Source organism: Marinobacter alkalisoli (assembly GCF_045449795.1).
Lineage (GTDB): Bacteria > Pseudomonadota > Gammaproteobacteria > Pseudomonadales > Oleiphilaceae > Marinobacter.
In genome coordinates this window covers 41,817-57,385 of sequence record NZ_JBJJLB010000015.1, presented here as the reverse complement: position 1 = coordinate 57,385, position 15,569 = coordinate 41,817, and the positions used below count along the sequence as shown (strand labels likewise).

The window sequence follows — 15,569 nt, the reverse complement described above, 5'->3', positions numbered from 1 at the left end:
CTCGGGTCTTTCTCGATCTGTGTGACGAATCAATGGTTGTCGGATGACGCCTGGGGCGAATCCGACCTACGGGGTAATGACAGTGTGCGCTTCCTGTCCCGGATCAATCAATGGCTCCGGGCGACCACGTAATCCGCCATCGCTCTCAGTGGGTCTGCTTCGGGCCCGAAGTCGTCCAGGTGGTCGAGAGCGGTCTCCAACAGCTGCGATAGAAGCTCCCTGGCGCCGTCGTTGCCAAGCAGTGACGGGAACGTGGGTTTGCCCCTGGCAAGGTCGGAGCCCTGGGGTTTTCCGATGACGGAAGTATCACCTTCGATGTCCAGCAGGTCGTCCTGGACCTGGAACGCCAGCCCGAGCGCTTTTGCGTAGCCTGTCAATGCAGTGAGGTGCTGGTCCGGCAGTGATTCAGCCGTCAAGGCGCCGATGCGGACACTGGCTTCGATCAATGCGCCGGTTTTATGGCGATGCATGTTTTCCAGCGCATCAATGCTGAGGGTCATGCCGACAGACGCCAGGTCAATGGCCTGACCGCCGACCATGCCACGGTGGCCACTGGCGGCGGCCAGTTCGCGAACCATCGTCAGCCGTGTGGCATCGCTCAACGCAGGGGCTTCCGCCAACCAGCCAAAGGCCAGCGCCTGCAGGGCATCACCGGCCAGGATGGCGGTGGCCTCGTCGAAGGCGATGTGGGTCGTGGGGCGGCCCCTGCGCAATTCATCGTTGTCCATGGCGGGAAGATCGTCATGGATCAGCGAATAGGCATGGATCAGCTCCAGGGTGCAGGCCGGAACCAACGCTCGTTCTGATGTCTGGCCCACTGCACGCGCGGCCGCGAGGCACAGTGCCGGTCGGATACGCTTGCCACCGCCCAGCACGCTGTAACGCATGGCTTCCTGCAGGCGGTCCGACGCATGGCCACCGGCTTCGATGCGTTCATCCAGTGCGGCATCCACCTGGGCCCGTGAGGTTTCAAGAAAGTCTTCCGCAATCAGGGGCTGTGCGGTCATCAGGCGGACTCATCCGGAGTGAAGGGGCGGGTTTCCAGGGTGCCATCGTTATTCTGTACCAGCTGTTCAACGCGCTGTTCTGCTGTTTTCAGGGCTTGCTGGCACTCGCGGGTCAGCTTGACGCCCCGTTCAAAGGCGGTCAGTGACTGCTCCAGGGACAATTCGCCCTGCTCCAGGTCACGAACCAGCTTTTCCAGCTCATCCAGGGATTTTTCAAAGTCGGCGATGGATGTTGCGCCTTGTTCACCGGCCATGGGAGGCCCTCCGGTTGCTTCGCGGGTTTTGGCGGATTATATCAAAGGTTGCGTGTTACCGCTGCCAACAGAACTGCCGACGTTCGCCCGGTTCGCCCATGGGGTTCCAGCCCTGTTCGGTCACCCGGATTTCCCCGGAGCGGCTGACAGACACAATGGTGGTCGCACGGGTGCCGTAATCGCTGCCGACGATAAAGGGGGAGGACAGGAAGCGCTCGGTTTCCAGGCCGACACCGGTATCGGGCAGATCCCGGTCCGGAGCGGGTGTGGTGTCCTGCAACAGTTTGATCAGGGCGTCATGGAGCGGTTCTGACGACCCCGCTGACGTGTCTGCCAACGTGCGCGACATGGCGTTACGGAGCTTCAGCAGTTTTGGCCACGGAGTCTGCAACAGGTGGTTGCTGAGTCCATAGGTCCCCCGATGGACCTTGCGCCCGGGGTGGGCGTCCCGGTTACTGAAATACCAGCCGGATTGTCCATCCAGGTGGATCAGGTTGAAACCGGAATAGTCATCCTGGCGGTGCATCAACTGTTGTTCCAGTTCGGCGCCAGGCAGCCTCAGCGCCTGTAGTGGCAGCTCGCCCCGGCTGAGTCGTCCGGGCTCGGCGGTGCCCTCCCGGACGTTGGTTACCGCAGCGATCCGGCCGTCCCGGCTGACGGCCAGCCAAGTGCCGCCGGACAGCAAATCACGGCCCGCGAGGACTGGGGGCTGCCCTGCGTCCTGCCACCAGTCCATGGCAGCCGTGGGCCGGCGGAAAAATTCATCGCGATTGGCGGCAACCACCAGTGGATAGTCAGGATTCTGTCCCAGGGAAAAGGCAATCAGGCACATGGTGGTATCGATGCTCTCATAATGAACTCGGCGACGTCGGTGTGTATCATACCAGCCTTGTTTTCTGACTGCGTGTGGCTGTGCTATGACCCTGTTAAGCGTATTTGGTCTCTACCTTGCGCTCGGCGCCTTTGCCGGGACGCTGGCCGGGCTGTTCGGGATAGGTGGCGGGCTGGTTATTGTGCCTGTGCTTATCTTCAGCTTCGGGTTACAGGGTATCAGCACTGAAATCGCCGCGCACATGGCCGTTGGCACGTCGCTGGCAACCATTGTGTTCACGTCACTGAGCTCCATACGCTCTCACCACCTTCATGCGGCGGTACGCTGGGACATATTCAAACCGATGACCGCAGGCATTGTAGTCGGTGCCCTGGTGGGCGCCTGGACGGCCTCCCTGCTGAGCGGGCCGGCGCTGGAACTGATCATTGGTATCTTTGTCATTCTGGTGGCCGTGAAGATGATCCTTGAGGTAAACCCAAAGCCGGGCCGCGTCGTGCCAGGCTCCGCCGGACTCGGAGCCGCCGGTGGCGGTATCGGCTGGGCCTCCGCGATCTTCGGTATTGGCGGCGGCACCCTGACCGTGCCTTACCTGAGCTGGTGTAACGTGAACATGCAGCAGGCCGTGGGCACATCGGCTGCCTGCGGCCTGCCGATCGCGATCGCTGGCGCTCTGGGCAATATCTGGACCGGGTGGGAAAACCCAGAGTTACCGGAACTGAGCTTTGGCTTCATCTATCTGCCAGCTCTGTTCGGTATTATCCTCACCAGCGTATTGTTTGCCCGGGTCGGAGCGAATCTCGCGCACCGTTTGAACGCCCGGTTACTGAAACGCATATTCGCCATCATGCTGATCCTGGTCGGCATCCGCTTTCTTCTGAGCTGAGAGGTTATTGATGCTGCAGCACCCGCAGTTTGATCCCGTGGCCATTTCCCTGGGGCCCCTGAAAATCCACTGGTATGGACTGACCTACCTGGTCGGCTTTATTGCCGGCTGGTGGCTGGGGCGAATCCGCGCCCGCAAACCCTGGTCACCCCTGAACGAAGACCAGGTGGGCGACCTGCTGTTCTATATCGCCCTCGGCGTCATTCTTGGTGGCCGCTTCGGCTACGTGGTGTTCTATAATTTTGACGCCTTTATCGCCGACCCGCTCTGGCTGCTGCGTGTGTGGGAAGGGGGTATGTCCTTCCACGGCGGCCTGCTGGGCGTCATGTTTGCCATGTGGTGGTACGGTCGCAAAGTCGGCAGCGGTTTCTGGAAAATGGCGGACTTCGTGGCTCCGCTGGTCCCCATCGGCCTCGGAGCCGGGCGCATCGGTAACTTCATTAACGGCGAACTCTGGGGCAAGCCCACGGACGTTGCCTGGGGCATGGTGTTCCCCCAGGCGCCGGATGCGCTGGCACGCCATCCGTCCCAGCTTTACCAGTTTGCTCTCGAGGGAGTGGTGTTCTTTATCATCCTCTGGTGGTTCTCATCCAGGCCCCGCCCGCGGATGGCGGTCTCCGGCCTGTTCCTGGTCTGCTACGGCGTGTTCCGTTTCCTGGTAGAGTTCGTGCGCCAGCCGGATCCGCAACTGGGCTACCTCGCCTTCGATTGGCTCACCATGGGGCAGGTGTTGTCGTTCCCGATGATTCTGGCCGGCGCCGGCCTGATGGTTATTGCTTACCGCAGAGGTGTTGAATGAAAGCCTATCTCGACCTGATGAAAGACGTAGTAGACAACGGCCTGGACCGCGGTGACCGCACCGGCGTTGGCACCCGCTCCGTCTTCGGCCGCCAGATCCGCTTCGATTTGCAGGCAGGCTTTCCGCTGGTCACCACCAAGAAAGTCCATTTGCGCAGCATCATCCAGGAACTGCTGTGGTTCCTGCAGGGCTCCACCGACAACAACTGGCTGAAAGAGCGCAACGTTTCCATCTGGAACGAATGGGCCCTGGAAAACGGCGACCTGGGGCCGATCTATGGCAAGCAGTGGCGCAGCTGGCACTGCCCGGACGGTAGCACCGTTGACCAGATCAGCGACGTCATTGACCAGATCCGCAACAAGCCCAACTCCCGGCGCCTGATCGTGTCCGCCTGGAACCCGGCGGAGCTTCCGGACGAATCCATCGGCCCCCAGGACAACGTCCGCCAGGGCCGCATGGCACTGGCCCCGTGCCACTGCCTGTTCCAGTTCTACGTCGCCGACGGCAAGCTCTCCTGCCAGCTCTACCAGCGTAGTGCCGACCTGTTCCTGGGCGTCCCGTTCAACATCGCGTCTTACGCGCTGCTGACCCACATGATCGCCCAGCAATGTGATCTGGGGGTGGGGGAGTTCGTCCACACCTTCGGTGACTGCCATCTGTACCAGAATCACCTGACCGACGACATCGTCTTCGAGCAACTCAGGCGGGAGCCGCGGGCGCTACCCAAGCTTGTGATCAAGCGGAAGCCCGAGTCGATCTTCGGGTACGAGCTGGAGGACTTCTCGTTTGAGGGGTATGAGCCGCATCCTGTAATTAAGGCTCCCATCGCGATCTGACCTGGGCTTGGGTCCAGTCCGATGAATGTGGGGGCGGCAGGGTAGCGGGTGGGGCTTTCCGAAAAACGCCTCAAGGCATCCATGCGCGGCTTCGGCTCCGCCATCCATGGCTCCGCAGATTTTCGGAAAGCCCCACCCGCTGCCCTGCAATCTAACAAGAGGAGTTGGAATATCAGGACGATTTAACCAGGGCGTGGGCTTTTTCTACTAGTTTAAGCTTGGTTAGTGCTCCGGAAGTGGTCCTGGATCAGCTGACTGAGTAGTTAGATCGTGAGAGGGCGGGAAATAGTCTCCAAAAATCTGCGGAGCCATGGATGGCGGAGCCGAAGCCGCACACGGACGTCTTGAGGCGCTTTTTGGAGACTATTTCCCGCCCTCTTGCAGCCCCCGAAGTCCCGGGCCGAGAAGTCCAAAGTTTAAAGTCAGAAGCTTCGAACCGAGAGGTCAAAAATGAGAAAAGCCCTGATAGTCGCCATGTCCCGTAACCGGGTCATCGGCCGTAACAACAAGTTGCCGTGGTACCTGCCGGGCGACCTGCGGTACTTCAAGCAGGCCACCATGGGGAAACCGATTATCATGGGGCGGAAAACCTGGGATTCCATTGGGCGGCCATTGCCCGGGCGGATGAACGTGGTTATATCCCGGAACCCGGAATGGGAAGCGCCCGCCGGAACGGTGGCAGCAAAGTCACTGGAAGACGCGCTGGTCAAAGCTGAAGCTCAGGCTGAAATCGAGGGCGGAGACGAAGTGATGATTATCGGCGGCGGGCAGATTTACGCCGAAGCCCTGCCGATGGTGGATCGGATCTACATCACCCAGGTGCATGCAGAAGTCGAAGGAGACGCATTTTTTCCGGAAGTGAACTGGGATGAGTGGGAAGAAATCGGACGGGAGGATTTCTCCGCGTCCGATAACAACCCTTACGACTACAGTTTCGTCGTCTATCAGCGCTTGGCGTCAGCCTGACGGGCAGGGCGCTTGCCAGCGGGCTTGCCGCCCTTGCCGGGAGGCTTTCCCTTCGGGCCGGGGCCTCCGCGGCCTTTCGGACCTTTCTTGAAGCCCGGCTTGAACCCGGGCTTGCCACCCTTGCGACCATCGCCTGGACGACCGCCTTTGCGATCCCGGCGTGGTGGTGTCGCAGAAACCACGGGTAAGGCTTCCGGCTGTTCCAGAGGCATGGAGCCTGGCTGGGCCGCTTCCATCCAGCAGGCCATGGCGCCTGCCACCATCGCCATATCCATGTCATTGCGCTCGGCAATCTCGTCAAGCAGCGCCATCGCCTTGGCCAGTTTCCCGTCCTCGGCAAAGCCCAGTAACTGCGCTTCGAACTGCTGCTCACGCATCTTTTTCAGATCCGTGGGCGAGGGCAGCTCATAAGGCTCCATGGGTGAGTTGGTTGCGCGCTCAAGGGTGCGCAGCCAGCTGCGTTCCCTCGGGGTGACCAACAGGATCGCCTTGCCCACACGACCGGCGCGACCGGTACGACCAACCCGGTGGATATAGGCCTCGGTATCATAAGGCACATCGTAGTTGATAACGTGGGTAATCCGCGGCACGTCCAGGCCCCGGGCAGCGACGTCGGTAGCTACGATAATGTCTTTCTTGCCGCGCTTGAGATCTTCGACCGTTTGCTCGCGCTGACGCTGGTTCAGGTCACCGTTTAGCGGGGCAACAGCGTGCCCGCGGGCAGACAGCTTCTCGGCCAGCAGCGTGGTTTCCGCCTTGGTGCGCACGAAAATAATTGAGGCGTCAAACGGCTCTACTTCAAGAATTCGGGTCAGAGCGTCCAGTTTGCGCTCGGCATAGACCGGCAGCACGAACTGGGAAATCCGCTCTACCGTGCGGGTTTCGCTCTCGATTTTGACTTCGGTCGCGTTGCGTAGATAGGTCTGGGCGACTTTCTTGATCTGTGGCGGCATGGTGGCCGAGAACAGCGCGCGCTGGCAGTTCTCCGGTGTCTTGGCGAGAATCGCCTCCACATCGTCGATAAAGCCCATGCGAAGCATTTCGTCGGCTTCGTCCAGCACCAGGGCTTTCAGGCTGTCCAGTTTCAGGGTGCCACGGCGCAGGTGATCCAGCAGGCGACCCGGGGTACCAACGATAACCTGGGCGCCACGCTTGAGTGCCTTCAACTGGGGATAGAAATCCTGGCCGCCGTAGATTGGCAGCACGTGAAAGCGACTGAACTTGCTGGCGTAGGTGGTAAAGGCTTCGGCCACCTGGATCGCCAACTCCCGCGTGGGAGCCAGTACCAGAATCTGGGGCTCGCTTACGGAAGCGTCAATCCGACTCAGCAGGGGCAGAGCAAACGCCGCTGTCTTGCCGGTACCGGTCTGGGCGACGCCCAGAAGGTGATTGCCAGCGAGCAGGGCAGGAATGGCCTGGGCCTGTATGGGAGACGGGGTTTCATAACCGACGGCGGTCACAGCGTCGAGAACGGCTGAGTCCAGACCAAGTTCGGCAAAAGACAATTCTGACATTAATGTACTCGGAATTCGGAGGGTAAAGCATTGCGGGGCAATGCATGATGTGATCGCATTATAGCCCGTTTGCGATTGCTTTAATACGCAAAATACCTGACTTGTCGTAGGTAGTTGCCGGAGCGCCCCGTTGCGTTGCCGTACGTTATTGGGCAATCTTGGATTTTAAGATAGCAACCTAACAGGATCGACGAATGAAATTCGATGACGTGCTGGCGGCCGGCAGGGCCGGAGGGGAGTTGGTGTTTACGCCTGACTGGGCGCAGGGGCGTGCCACATTTGGTGGTATTATTGCCGCACTCGTATTCGACAAGATGGAAGAAGTGGTGGCTTCCGGACGGGCCATGCGGTCGATGCAGGTGTCTTTTGTCGGTCCGGTCACGCCGGATGTACCGGTTCAGATCGAAGCCGAGATCCTGCGGGAGGGCAAAGCCGTCAGCCAGGTTCAGGGCCGTATCCTGCAAGAGGGCGAGGCAAAGCTGGTATGTCTCGCCAGCTTTGGCGGGGATCGGGAATCGGCGGTGACCGTCAACCCGCTGCCTGCGCCGGAGGCGACGCCGGTGGACGCGTGTCAGGGTTTGCCCTACATCAAAGGCATGACGCCGGAGTTCACCCAGCATATCGAGATGCGCTGGGCGTTCGGTTCTTTCCCGTTCAGTGGCAAGGGCGGTCGTGACATGGGCGGCTGGATGCAGTTCCGGGAGCAGCCAGAGGAAATCTCCGATGCCCATATTGTTGCCCTGGTGGATGCCTGGCCTCCGGCGGTGCTACCCCACCTGAAAGAACGTGTGCCCGCCAGTTCCCTGAGCTGGGCCCTGGATATAATGCATCCCCGCCCCGCGATGGCGCCGGGAGACTGGTTGCTATACAAGGCGACGATCGACCAGGCCGGTGCAGGTTACGGACATACCCAGGCGGGCATCTGGACCAGCAAGGGCGAGTTGGTTGCGCTGAGCCGACAGACCGTCACCGTGTTTGGCTGAGGTTCCTTTCGGAGCTGGTGGCGTCAGGCCGCCAGCGCAGATTTGAGGGCATCGTTGATGATGCGTGCAAAATCATCCGGGGAGTCTTCCTGAAGGAAGTGGCCGCCCCTGAGTGTAATGTGAGGCTGGCCATAGGCTCCGGGGATGCGTCGTTGCATGTACCGGTCACCGCCCCGGGTGATGGGGTCGCCGCTGCTGAAACAGGTAATGAATGGTTTCCGCCACTTCTCCAGGACTTTCCAGGCTGCCTTGTTGGGTTCGCTGGCCGGATCATCCGGTGAGACCGGTACAAGTTTGGGAAATGCCCTGGCCCCGGCCTTGTACTCGGGGCCGGGGAACGGCGCCTCGTACGCTGCCAGTTCGGCCCGGCTGAGAGCACGTTCCGTGCCCAGTTGCACGATGCGTCCTACCGGGAACCAGGGGCTGTGGGTGGCAAAGGCTTTCCATAGCGTAAAGACCGGGGGGATGCGGGTTTCACCCGTGGGCAGCATGCCGTTGCCAACGATGATCCTCTGGAACCGGTGCGGATTTTCCGCCGCCAGGCGTAGTCCCAGCAGGGATCCCCAATTCTGGCAAACCAGTGTGATGTTGGTCAGTTCCAGGGATTCCAGCCAGCGGGTCAGCCAGTCAATGTGACGCTGGTAACTGTAGTCGCCCACATTGGCGGGTTTGTCAGACTTGCCGAACCCAATCAGGTCGGGGGCCAGAACCCGGTGTCCCGCAGATGCGACAATCGGGATCATGTGGCGATACAGGTACGACCAGGACGGCTCACCATGAAGCATGAGCACAGGCGAGGCGGTTGCCGGTCCTTCATCAACGAAATGCATTCTCAGGCCTGGTTCCACGTCCAGGTAGTGAGGTGCAAAAGGGTAGTCCGGAAGGCCGTCGAAACGGGCCTCATCGGTTCTCAGAATACGCATGCCATCGACTGTCCTGACTGAGTGGTTGCGTGGCTGTGGTGATTGCAGCCTAAACTTCATTCAGGATAAATCAGATGGGAAATTTGTGTGTTTGGTTTAGGTAACAGAGCGTTGTCTGATTGAATCAGGATGCAAGACCGAACAGCGTTTCCGGATTGTCGAACGCCGTCAAGGCGTCGTCACAGCAGTTAACAGCCCCGCAATCGTCGGCAGAGCAAAGGCCGATGGTCTGGCACTGGAAATCCTGGAAGCGCTCGCGGTCGTTTCGGAATATGCGGGCGCGGGGCAATGTCGAATGGCAATGGCCGCAAAGCAATGTGGGAACGGCGCTCCCTTCGGCCGCTACCGCGCGGTAATGTTCTGGTTTACTCATCATAGACCTCCTCAGTCTTCCTAACAGTAAGGGCCCTGTGTGACATTTCAACGACTGGGGCACCTTGTGTAACTGATGGAAAGTACGTACACAACTCCCTGAATGTTCACTTTTCCGGATTCAACTGTCGGCGTCGGGAGTCGGTCGGCGATTGGAGCGCTTGTCGTCCCAGTCCAGCTCTTTCGGGTTATACCAGCCAATCCGGCCCAGCACCTTGTCCCGGGTCGCGGGGGACAGGGTCGGCCAAAGCTCGTGAAACTCGTCCAGGCCCTGGTCCCGCTGTTTCAGTTGCTTGCTTTGCAGGCGACGAATAATGCGGGGCAGTTGCAATGCCTCGCCCAGTTGGCCTGGCACCCACACGTCCTGCCCCATCACTTTGCGACGATGGGTTCGGGCGGCCAGTACCTTATGCAGAGCGGTGGCAGCATCGAGGGCTGTTTCAGTTGTAAACTCTTCGTGATCCAAGGCTTGACCTGTTTTATTACTGATCAATAACCCACCACTATACCCTGAAAAAGCCTGCACTGGCCACGGGCCGTGTTAGGCTATGGCTCAGCTATCGGAACCACAGCTCAGAGGATGCTCAATCGATGTACGGAAAACTGGAAACACGGACTTTTCTGGCGATGCTGGTGGGGGTCTCCCTGGCATTTATCTGGTTGATGAAGCCATTCTTCGGCCCGATCTTCTGGGCGGTGGCTATTGCCCTGATCTTCTACCCGGTGCGGGAAGCGTTGTCGCGGAAAATGGGGGATCGCCCCAATGTGATTGCGCTGCTCACGCTGTTCATCTGCCTGATCATCGTTGTTATCCCGGTCATCATTCTGCTGACGTCCCTGATCGCGGAAGGGCTGGGGTTGTACCAGAAAATCCAGAGTGGTGAGATCCAGCCAGGCGAGTACCTTGATAAGGTCAACCAGTCGTTTCCGGCTATAGAGGCTTTCCTTGCGCAATTCAATATTGATTTCAGCGAACTCAGGGATCGCGCTGTTAACGCCTTTCTCGGAGGCAGTCAGTTCCTGGCCAAGCAGGCCCTGGGTGTTGGTCAGAATACCTTCCAGTTTTTCCTCGGACTGGCGCTGATGGTGTACCTCGCATTTTTCCTGATCCGGGATGGCAACAAGCTGGTGGAGTTGATGATCCGTGCTCTGCCGCTGGGGGACGAGCGGGAGCGCCTGTTGTTTGCCAAGTTCGCTGAGGTCACCCGGGCCACGGTGAAAGGTAACCTGCTGATCGCCATTATTCAGGGGGCTCTCGGGGGGCTGATTTTCTGGATACTGGGCATCACCGGGGCTCTGTTATGGGGTGTGGTGATGGCGATTGTTTCGTTGATACCCGCCATTGGCGCCTCCCTGGTATGGGTGCCTGTTGCGATTTACCTGACAGCCGTCGGGGACGTGGTTCCAGCCATTATCCTGGCTGCCTATGGCGCCATTGTGATCGGCTTGGCCGATAACGTTTTACGCCCCATCTTCGTAGGGCGTGACACCAAACTGCCGGACTATATCGTGCTGCTATCGACCCTGGGCGGTATTGTTATGTTTGGCATCAACGGGTTTGTGATGGGGCCGCTGGTTGCGGCACTGTTCATGGCGTTCTGGGGGATCTTTATCCGGGAGTTTAGTGAGGCTTCGGTGGTGGCCGGAAGTGAGGAAACTGGCCAGTAATCGGGAAAGCGTGACCGGGGTCGGGGCCGCATTCAAAGGAATTGTGTTACGCTCCCCACCACATGCCCCCTGCGGGGATAGGCTCAATACGATAAGAAGAATGAGTATCGTCATGATACCAGAAGATTTTCAGGAGAAATTGATGCGTATAAAAACAACGAACCATCGTCCGCTGGGCGCTGCCATTATCACTGCGGCGTTGACCATCGCTGCAGTACCCGCTGCGCTTGCTAACGAGACTGTGGCCCTCAAAAATGCCCTCTATGGGGCCGGTTACGACGTGAGCAACGTCAGCGGTACTATGGACGATACGACTCGTTCGGAACTGCGAGCTTTTCAGCGTGACCAGGGGCTGACAGTGAGTGGAGAACTGGATGAGGCCACCAAGTCCGCACTGGGGATGGTGCCGATGGAAGTGGCGGCCAATGCCGCGCCTGCGTCTGGTAGCGCCAATGCTACGGCTGACACTGGAGAATCCCGGGCCTCTGAGGCCAGGTCGGAGTCTGAGCAGGAAGACGCTGTTGAGGAAGACGATGACGGTGGCTGGTCACTGTTCTGACCCTGATTCCGTAACGAAAAAAGCCCGCTCAGGTAGAACCTGGGCGGGCTTTTTTGTGGGCCAGCCGTGGCTTAGTCGAGCTTGTCGAGATCCCGGACGGCGCCCTTGTCGGCACTGGTGGCCAGCAGGGCATAGGCTTTCAGTGCCGCAGAAACCTTGCGGTCACGGGGGAGCTCGGGTTTCCAGCCCTTGTCGTCGCGCTCAGCGCGCCGGCGATCCAGTTCCCGTTGGTCAATTTCCACGTTGATGCTCCGGTTCGGGATATCAATGCGGATGAGATCGCCATTTTCAATCAGGCCAATGGCACCGCCCGCCGCTGCTTCCGGTGAGGCGTGACCGATGGACAGGCCGGAAGTGCCGCCAGAGAAACGACCATCGGTCAGCAGGGCGCATTCCTTGCCCAGGCCTTTCGATTTCAGGTAGCTGGTAGGGTAGAGCATTTCCTGCATGCCGGGACCACCACGGGGGCCCTCGTAACGGATGATCACGACTTCGTGGGGCTTGACCTCGTCGCTGAGGATGCCGGCCACGGCGGAGTCCTGGCTTTCGAAAACCCGGGCCTTGCCTTCAAAGACATAGATACTTTCATCCACCCCGGCGGTTTTGACCACGCAACCGTCCATGGCAATGTTGCCGTACAGAACCGCGAGGCCGCCCTCAGACGAGTAGGCGTGCTCAACGGAGCGGATGCAGCCGCTCTCCCGGTCACCGTCCAGTGACGGCCAGCGGGTGTTCTGGCTGAACGCGGTCTGGGTGGGAATGCCAGCGGGCCCGGCCTTGTAGAATTCCACCACTTCCGCGGGCGGCTTGCGCATGATGTCCCAGGTTTCCAGGGCTTCGCGCATGGTTTTGCTATGCACCGTCGGCAGGTCGGTGTTGATCAGTCCGCCACGTTCAAGCTCACCGAGGATGCCCATAATCCCGCCAGCGCGGTGGACGTCTTCCATGTGGTATTTGGGTGAGTTGGGCGCCACCTTGCAAAGCTGCGGTACCCGGCGGGAGAGCTGATCGATTTCGTTCAGTGTGAACGGAACGCCGCCTTCCTGAGCCGCCGCCAGCAGGTGCAGGATGGTATTGGTGGAGCCACCCATGGCGATGTCCATCACCATGGCGTTCTCAAAGGCGGCCATGGAGGCGATGCTCAGGGGCAACACGCTGGCGTCGTCTTCTTCGTAATAGCGCCGCGCGTTCTCTACAATCTGGCGACCGGCGTTGAGGAATAGCTGTTCGCGGTCGGCGTGAGTGGCCAGCATCGACCCGTTGCCCGGGAGTGCCAGGCCGATGGCTTCGGTCAGACAGTTCATGGAGTTGGCCGTGAACATGCCAGAGCAGGATCCGCAGGTAGGGCAGGCACTGCGCTCGTATTCAGCGACTGTTTCGTCATCCGCGTTGGGGTCCGCAGCGATGACCATGGCATCCACCAGATCCAGTTTATGCTCGGACAGCTTGGTTTTACCGGCTTCCATGGGGCCGCCGGAGACAAAAATGGTGGGGATATTCAGCCGCATGGCGGCCATCAGCATGCCGGGTGTGATCTTGTCGCAGTTGGAGATGCAAACCAGGGCGTCAGCACAGTGTGCGTTGACCATGTATTCCACGGAATCGGCAATGATTTCCCGGGACGGCAGCGAGTACAGCATGCCGTCATGCCCCATGGCGATGCCGTCGTCCACGGCGATGGTATTGAATTCCTTGGCAACGCCGCCCGCGGCTTCGATTTCACGGCAAACCAGTTGGCCCAGATCCTTGAGGTGAACATGCCCCGGCACAAACTGGGTAAATGAGTTGGCAACCGCAATGATGGGCTTGCCGAAATCTTCGTTTTTCATGCCGGTGGCGCGCCAGAGCGCACGGGCACCGGCCATGTTACGGCCTGCGGTGGATGTCCGCGAACGATACTGAGGCATGGGGTTCTGGTCTCTCTATTGTTGCCTGTGACGGGGTTTGGGAACACAGAGGATACCAGATTCGACCCTGATCGCATGGTTGTTTTGCGGGTCCGTGTTTACAATGAGTAACAGTAGGGGCGAAACGTCGCCTGAGGCGACGGGCGAGTCAACGTGGAAGGGGAGAGTGTCTATGGCGGTCAGAGAAAGCCTGTCACTGCGTCGTCTCAAGCAGTTTCAGCCTCTTAACCGGCTGACCGATGAACAGTTGGTTGTACTTGCCAGCCGCGCCGAAAGGCGTGTACACGGGGCCGGGCAACGAGTGGTCGAACGGGGTGTCCGGGATGGGATGGACCTGTTCCTGGTGGAGGGGGCGGTTGAGCTGGAGTCGGCGGATGGCCGCAAGTCGACCATTGAGGCCGACAGTGACAAGGCGCTCAATCCCATCGCACGTCTGCAACCGAGAATTTACGATGTGACGGCGACCCAGGCCTGTGAATTTCTGGCGGTGGAGCAGGAAATCCTTAATCAGTTGCTGCGCTCGGCACCGGTTCAGCAGGTCGAGATCGAATCCTCAGCGGGATCCGAAAGCGGTGAAAGCGAGGAACATCACCTGCTGATGGAGTTCTATTCCGAACTGCGTTCCAATCAGTTGAGTGTGCCGAGCGTGCCGGATGTGGCCTGGAAGGTGCGGCGGCTTGTTGAGCGGGAAGATTCCAACGCAGAGCAGGTGGCGCAGGCGATATCCGCGGATCCCGCCATGGCCGCCAAACTGGTGCGGGCGAGCAATAGTCCCCTGTACCGTGGGTTCACCGATGTCCGCAATGTTCGGGAGGCAGTAGTGCGCCTTGGCATGCGCACTACCCGTCAGCTGGTTACGGTCTTTGCCATGCGGGAGGTGTTCAAGACCCGCCAGGCGGCTCTGCAGAAGGAAATGGACCGGCTCTGGCGTCACTCCCGGGAAGTGGCGGCCCTGTGTTGGGTGCTGGCGGACGGCGCTACCCGGCTCAATCCCGAGGAAGCTTTGCTGGCGGGGCTGCTACACGATATCGGGGTGGTTCCTGTATTGGTGCAGGCGGAGCATCACGTCAACCTGTTTGCGGATCCGGCCAACCTGAGCCACGCTATCGCCGAGCTGAGGGCGGATATCGGCACCGCCATGCTGGAGAGCTGGTCGTTCCCCGCGCCTTTTGTCGAGGCCGTGCGTCATGCCGAGGACTGGGGGTATGAAAGCCGCCAACCTGAGCCACAGCTGGTGGACGTGGTGATCGTCGCTCAGTTGCACTCAATGATCGGTTCCAGTCAGAATGCGGACCTTCCCCGGTTTGACGAGGTACCAGCCTACCGCAGGCTGGGCGAACTTGAATTGAATGCTTCCCGTAGCTTGCAGCTGCTGACAGAAGCGCGCGCCAGGGTGGACGAGGTTCACAGGCTGCTGTCAATTCACTGAGGTTATGTAATGGTTAATTCGGATTCGACTGACAGGTGACCGGCCCCAGATGAATGTACCCCTGTTTCCGCTCAACTCCATCGTCCTGCCCAAGGGGCGGATCCCCCTGCAGCTGTTCGAGCCGCGTTATATCGATATGCTGACCCGATGCCTCAAGGAGGACCGGGGCTTTGTCATCGTGATGCTTCGAGAAGGCCTGGAAACAGCCAAAGAGGCAGCCTTTTACGATATCGGTACTTATGTGCGGATCATTGATTTTCAGCAGCTGGATAACGGCTTGTTGGGTATTACGGTGGAGGGCCAGGGCAAGGTTTCCGTTATTCGAAGCTGGCAGGAGCCCGATGGGCTGAACCTGGGGGACGTTGAATGCCTGATGGACGAAATTGACTGCGAGGTCCCGGAGCGTTACACCGAACTACCCGCCGTGCTGAAAGCGCTGTTTAGACATCCCGTGATTCGTGACCTGGAAATGGACGTTGACTACAGTGATGCCCGGGATGTCGGGTGGCGTCTGACAGAGCTGTTGCCGCTGGACAAGCAGGAAAAGCAGCGGTTGGTGGAATTGCAGGATCCGATAGAACGACTGAGCCGGTTACAGTCCCTGCTTGAGGCGCTGGAGCAGGGCTGAGTGACGCGT

General features: G+C 59.6%; 17 protein-coding genes. 9 read left to right on the top strand and 8 right to left on the bottom strand.

Going from position 1 to position 15,569, the window contains the following annotated elements; translation table 11 throughout:
• Window positions 1–107 precede the first annotated feature (107 nt).
• Genes ACJO3M_RS04375 through ACJO3M_RS04365 form a run of 3 tightly spaced genes read right to left on the bottom strand, consistent with a single transcriptional unit; the run spans window position 108 to window position 2,093 of the window.
• Entirely contained in the window at window positions 108–1,007 is a 900-nt protein-coding gene (locus tag ACJO3M_RS04375) for a polyprenyl synthetase family protein (protein WP_407000029.1), read from the bottom strand.
• Complete coding sequence (locus tag ACJO3M_RS04370; RefSeq protein WP_127330714.1) at window positions 1,007–1,261, bottom strand: exodeoxyribonuclease VII small subunit; 255 nt, start codon at window positions 1,259–1,261, stop codon at window positions 1,007–1,009. The genes ACJO3M_RS04375 and ACJO3M_RS04370 overlap by 1 nt, the downstream gene beginning before the upstream one ends.
• A gap of 55 nt (window positions 1,262–1,316) precedes the next feature.
• Complete coding sequence (locus ACJO3M_RS04365) at window positions 1,317–2,093, bottom strand: NRDE family protein (RefSeq protein ID WP_407000027.1); 777 nt, start codon at window positions 2,091–2,093, stop codon at window positions 1,317–1,319.
• 85 nt (window positions 2,094–2,178) lie between these two features.
• On the opposite strand from ACJO3M_RS04365, the gene ACJO3M_RS04360 reads away from it, so the two are divergent.
• The 4 genes from ACJO3M_RS04360 to ACJO3M_RS04345 all read left to right on the top strand — a co-directional run bounded on the left by ACJO3M_RS04360 (window position 2,179) and on the right by ACJO3M_RS04345 (window position 5,577).
• The gene (locus ACJO3M_RS04360; RefSeq protein ID WP_407000025.1) at window positions 2,179–2,976 is read left to right on the top strand and encodes a sulfite exporter TauE/SafE family protein; all 798 of its coding nucleotides are present in this window, start codon (window positions 2,179–2,181) and stop codon (window positions 2,974–2,976) included.
• A gap of 10 nt (window positions 2,977–2,986) precedes the next feature.
• Window positions 2,987–3,775 carry a prolipoprotein diacylglyceryl transferase gene (gene lgt / locus ACJO3M_RS04355; protein WP_407000023.1) on the top strand — a complete coding sequence of 263 codons (789 nt, stop codon included), beginning with the start codon at window positions 2,987–2,989 and terminating at the stop codon, window positions 3,773–3,775.
• Window positions 3,772–4,611, top strand: coding sequence for a thymidylate synthase (locus ACJO3M_RS04350; protein ID WP_407000021.1), 840 nt, complete (start codon window positions 3,772–3,774; stop codon window positions 4,609–4,611). The genes lgt and ACJO3M_RS04350 overlap by 4 nt, the downstream gene beginning before the upstream one ends.
• 450 nt (window positions 4,612–5,061) lie before the next feature.
• Entirely contained in the window at window positions 5,062–5,577 is a 516-nt protein-coding gene (locus tag ACJO3M_RS04345) for a dihydrofolate reductase (RefSeq protein ID WP_407000019.1), read from the top strand.
• On the opposite strand, the gene ACJO3M_RS04340 is transcribed toward ACJO3M_RS04345, so the two are convergent.
• Entirely contained in the window at window positions 5,556–7,091 is a 1,536-nt protein-coding gene (locus tag ACJO3M_RS04340; RefSeq protein ID WP_407000017.1) for a DEAD/DEAH box helicase, read from the bottom strand. The two genes, ACJO3M_RS04345 and ACJO3M_RS04340, sit on opposite strands and share 22 nt — an antisense overlap.
• Window positions 7,092–7,285: 194 nt before the next feature.
• Between ACJO3M_RS04340 and ACJO3M_RS04335 the strand changes: the two genes are divergently transcribed.
• Entirely contained in the window at window positions 7,286–8,074 is a 789-nt protein-coding gene (locus tag ACJO3M_RS04335; protein ID WP_407000015.1) for an acyl-CoA thioesterase, read from the top strand.
• A gap of 23 nt (window positions 8,075–8,097) precedes the next feature.
• Here the strand turns inward: ACJO3M_RS04335 and ACJO3M_RS04330 are convergent, their stop codons facing one another.
• From ACJO3M_RS04330 to ACJO3M_RS04320, 3 genes are all read right to left on the bottom strand, one after another.
• Complete coding sequence (locus ACJO3M_RS04330; protein ID WP_407000013.1) at window positions 8,098–8,997, bottom strand: haloalkane dehalogenase; 900 nt, start codon at window positions 8,995–8,997, stop codon at window positions 8,098–8,100.
• A 124-nt stretch (window positions 8,998–9,121) separates the two neighbouring features.
• Entirely contained in the window at window positions 9,122–9,370 is a 249-nt protein-coding gene (locus tag ACJO3M_RS04325; RefSeq protein ID WP_407000011.1) for a hypothetical protein, read from the bottom strand.
• Window positions 9,371–9,490: 120 nt separating this feature from the next.
• Window positions 9,491–9,835, bottom strand: a complete 345-nt coding sequence (locus ACJO3M_RS04320; protein WP_407000009.1) for a hypothetical protein — start codon at window positions 9,833–9,835, stop codon at window positions 9,491–9,493.
• Between the two features lie 125 nt (window positions 9,836–9,960).
• Between ACJO3M_RS04320 and ACJO3M_RS04315 the strand changes: the two genes are divergently transcribed.
• Both ACJO3M_RS04315 and ACJO3M_RS04310 read left to right on the top strand, forming a co-directional pair.
• Window positions 9,961–11,037, top strand: coding sequence for an AI-2E family transporter (locus ACJO3M_RS04315; protein ID WP_407000007.1), 1,077 nt, complete (start codon window positions 9,961–9,963; stop codon window positions 11,035–11,037).
• Between the two features lie 142 nt (window positions 11,038–11,179).
• Window positions 11,180–11,596: a peptidoglycan-binding domain-containing protein gene (locus ACJO3M_RS04310; RefSeq protein WP_407000005.1), complete on the top strand. Its 417-nt coding sequence runs from the start codon at window positions 11,180–11,182 to the stop codon at window positions 11,594–11,596.
• Window positions 11,597–11,667: 71 nt separating this feature from the next.
• Here ACJO3M_RS04310 and ilvD read toward each other — a convergent pair whose 3' ends face one another.
• Window positions 11,668–13,503: a dihydroxy-acid dehydratase gene (ilvD, locus tag ACJO3M_RS04305; protein ID WP_407000003.1), complete on the bottom strand. Its 1,836-nt coding sequence runs from the start codon at window positions 13,501–13,503 to the stop codon at window positions 11,668–11,670.
• Window positions 13,504–13,675: 172 nt separating this feature from the next.
• Between ilvD and ACJO3M_RS04300 the strand changes: the two genes are divergently transcribed.
• Both ACJO3M_RS04300 and ACJO3M_RS04295 read left to right on the top strand, forming a co-directional pair.
• Window positions 13,676–14,932 (top strand): HDOD domain-containing protein, encoded by a 1,257-nt coding sequence (locus tag ACJO3M_RS04300; RefSeq protein ID WP_407000001.1) that lies wholly within the window; start codon window positions 13,676–13,678, stop codon window positions 14,930–14,932.
• A gap of 49 nt (window positions 14,933–14,981) precedes the next feature.
• Window positions 14,982–15,560, top strand: coding sequence for an LON peptidase substrate-binding domain-containing protein (locus ACJO3M_RS04295; RefSeq protein WP_407000000.1), 579 nt, complete (start codon window positions 14,982–14,984; stop codon window positions 15,558–15,560).
• Window positions 15,561–15,569 lie beyond the last annotated feature (9 nt).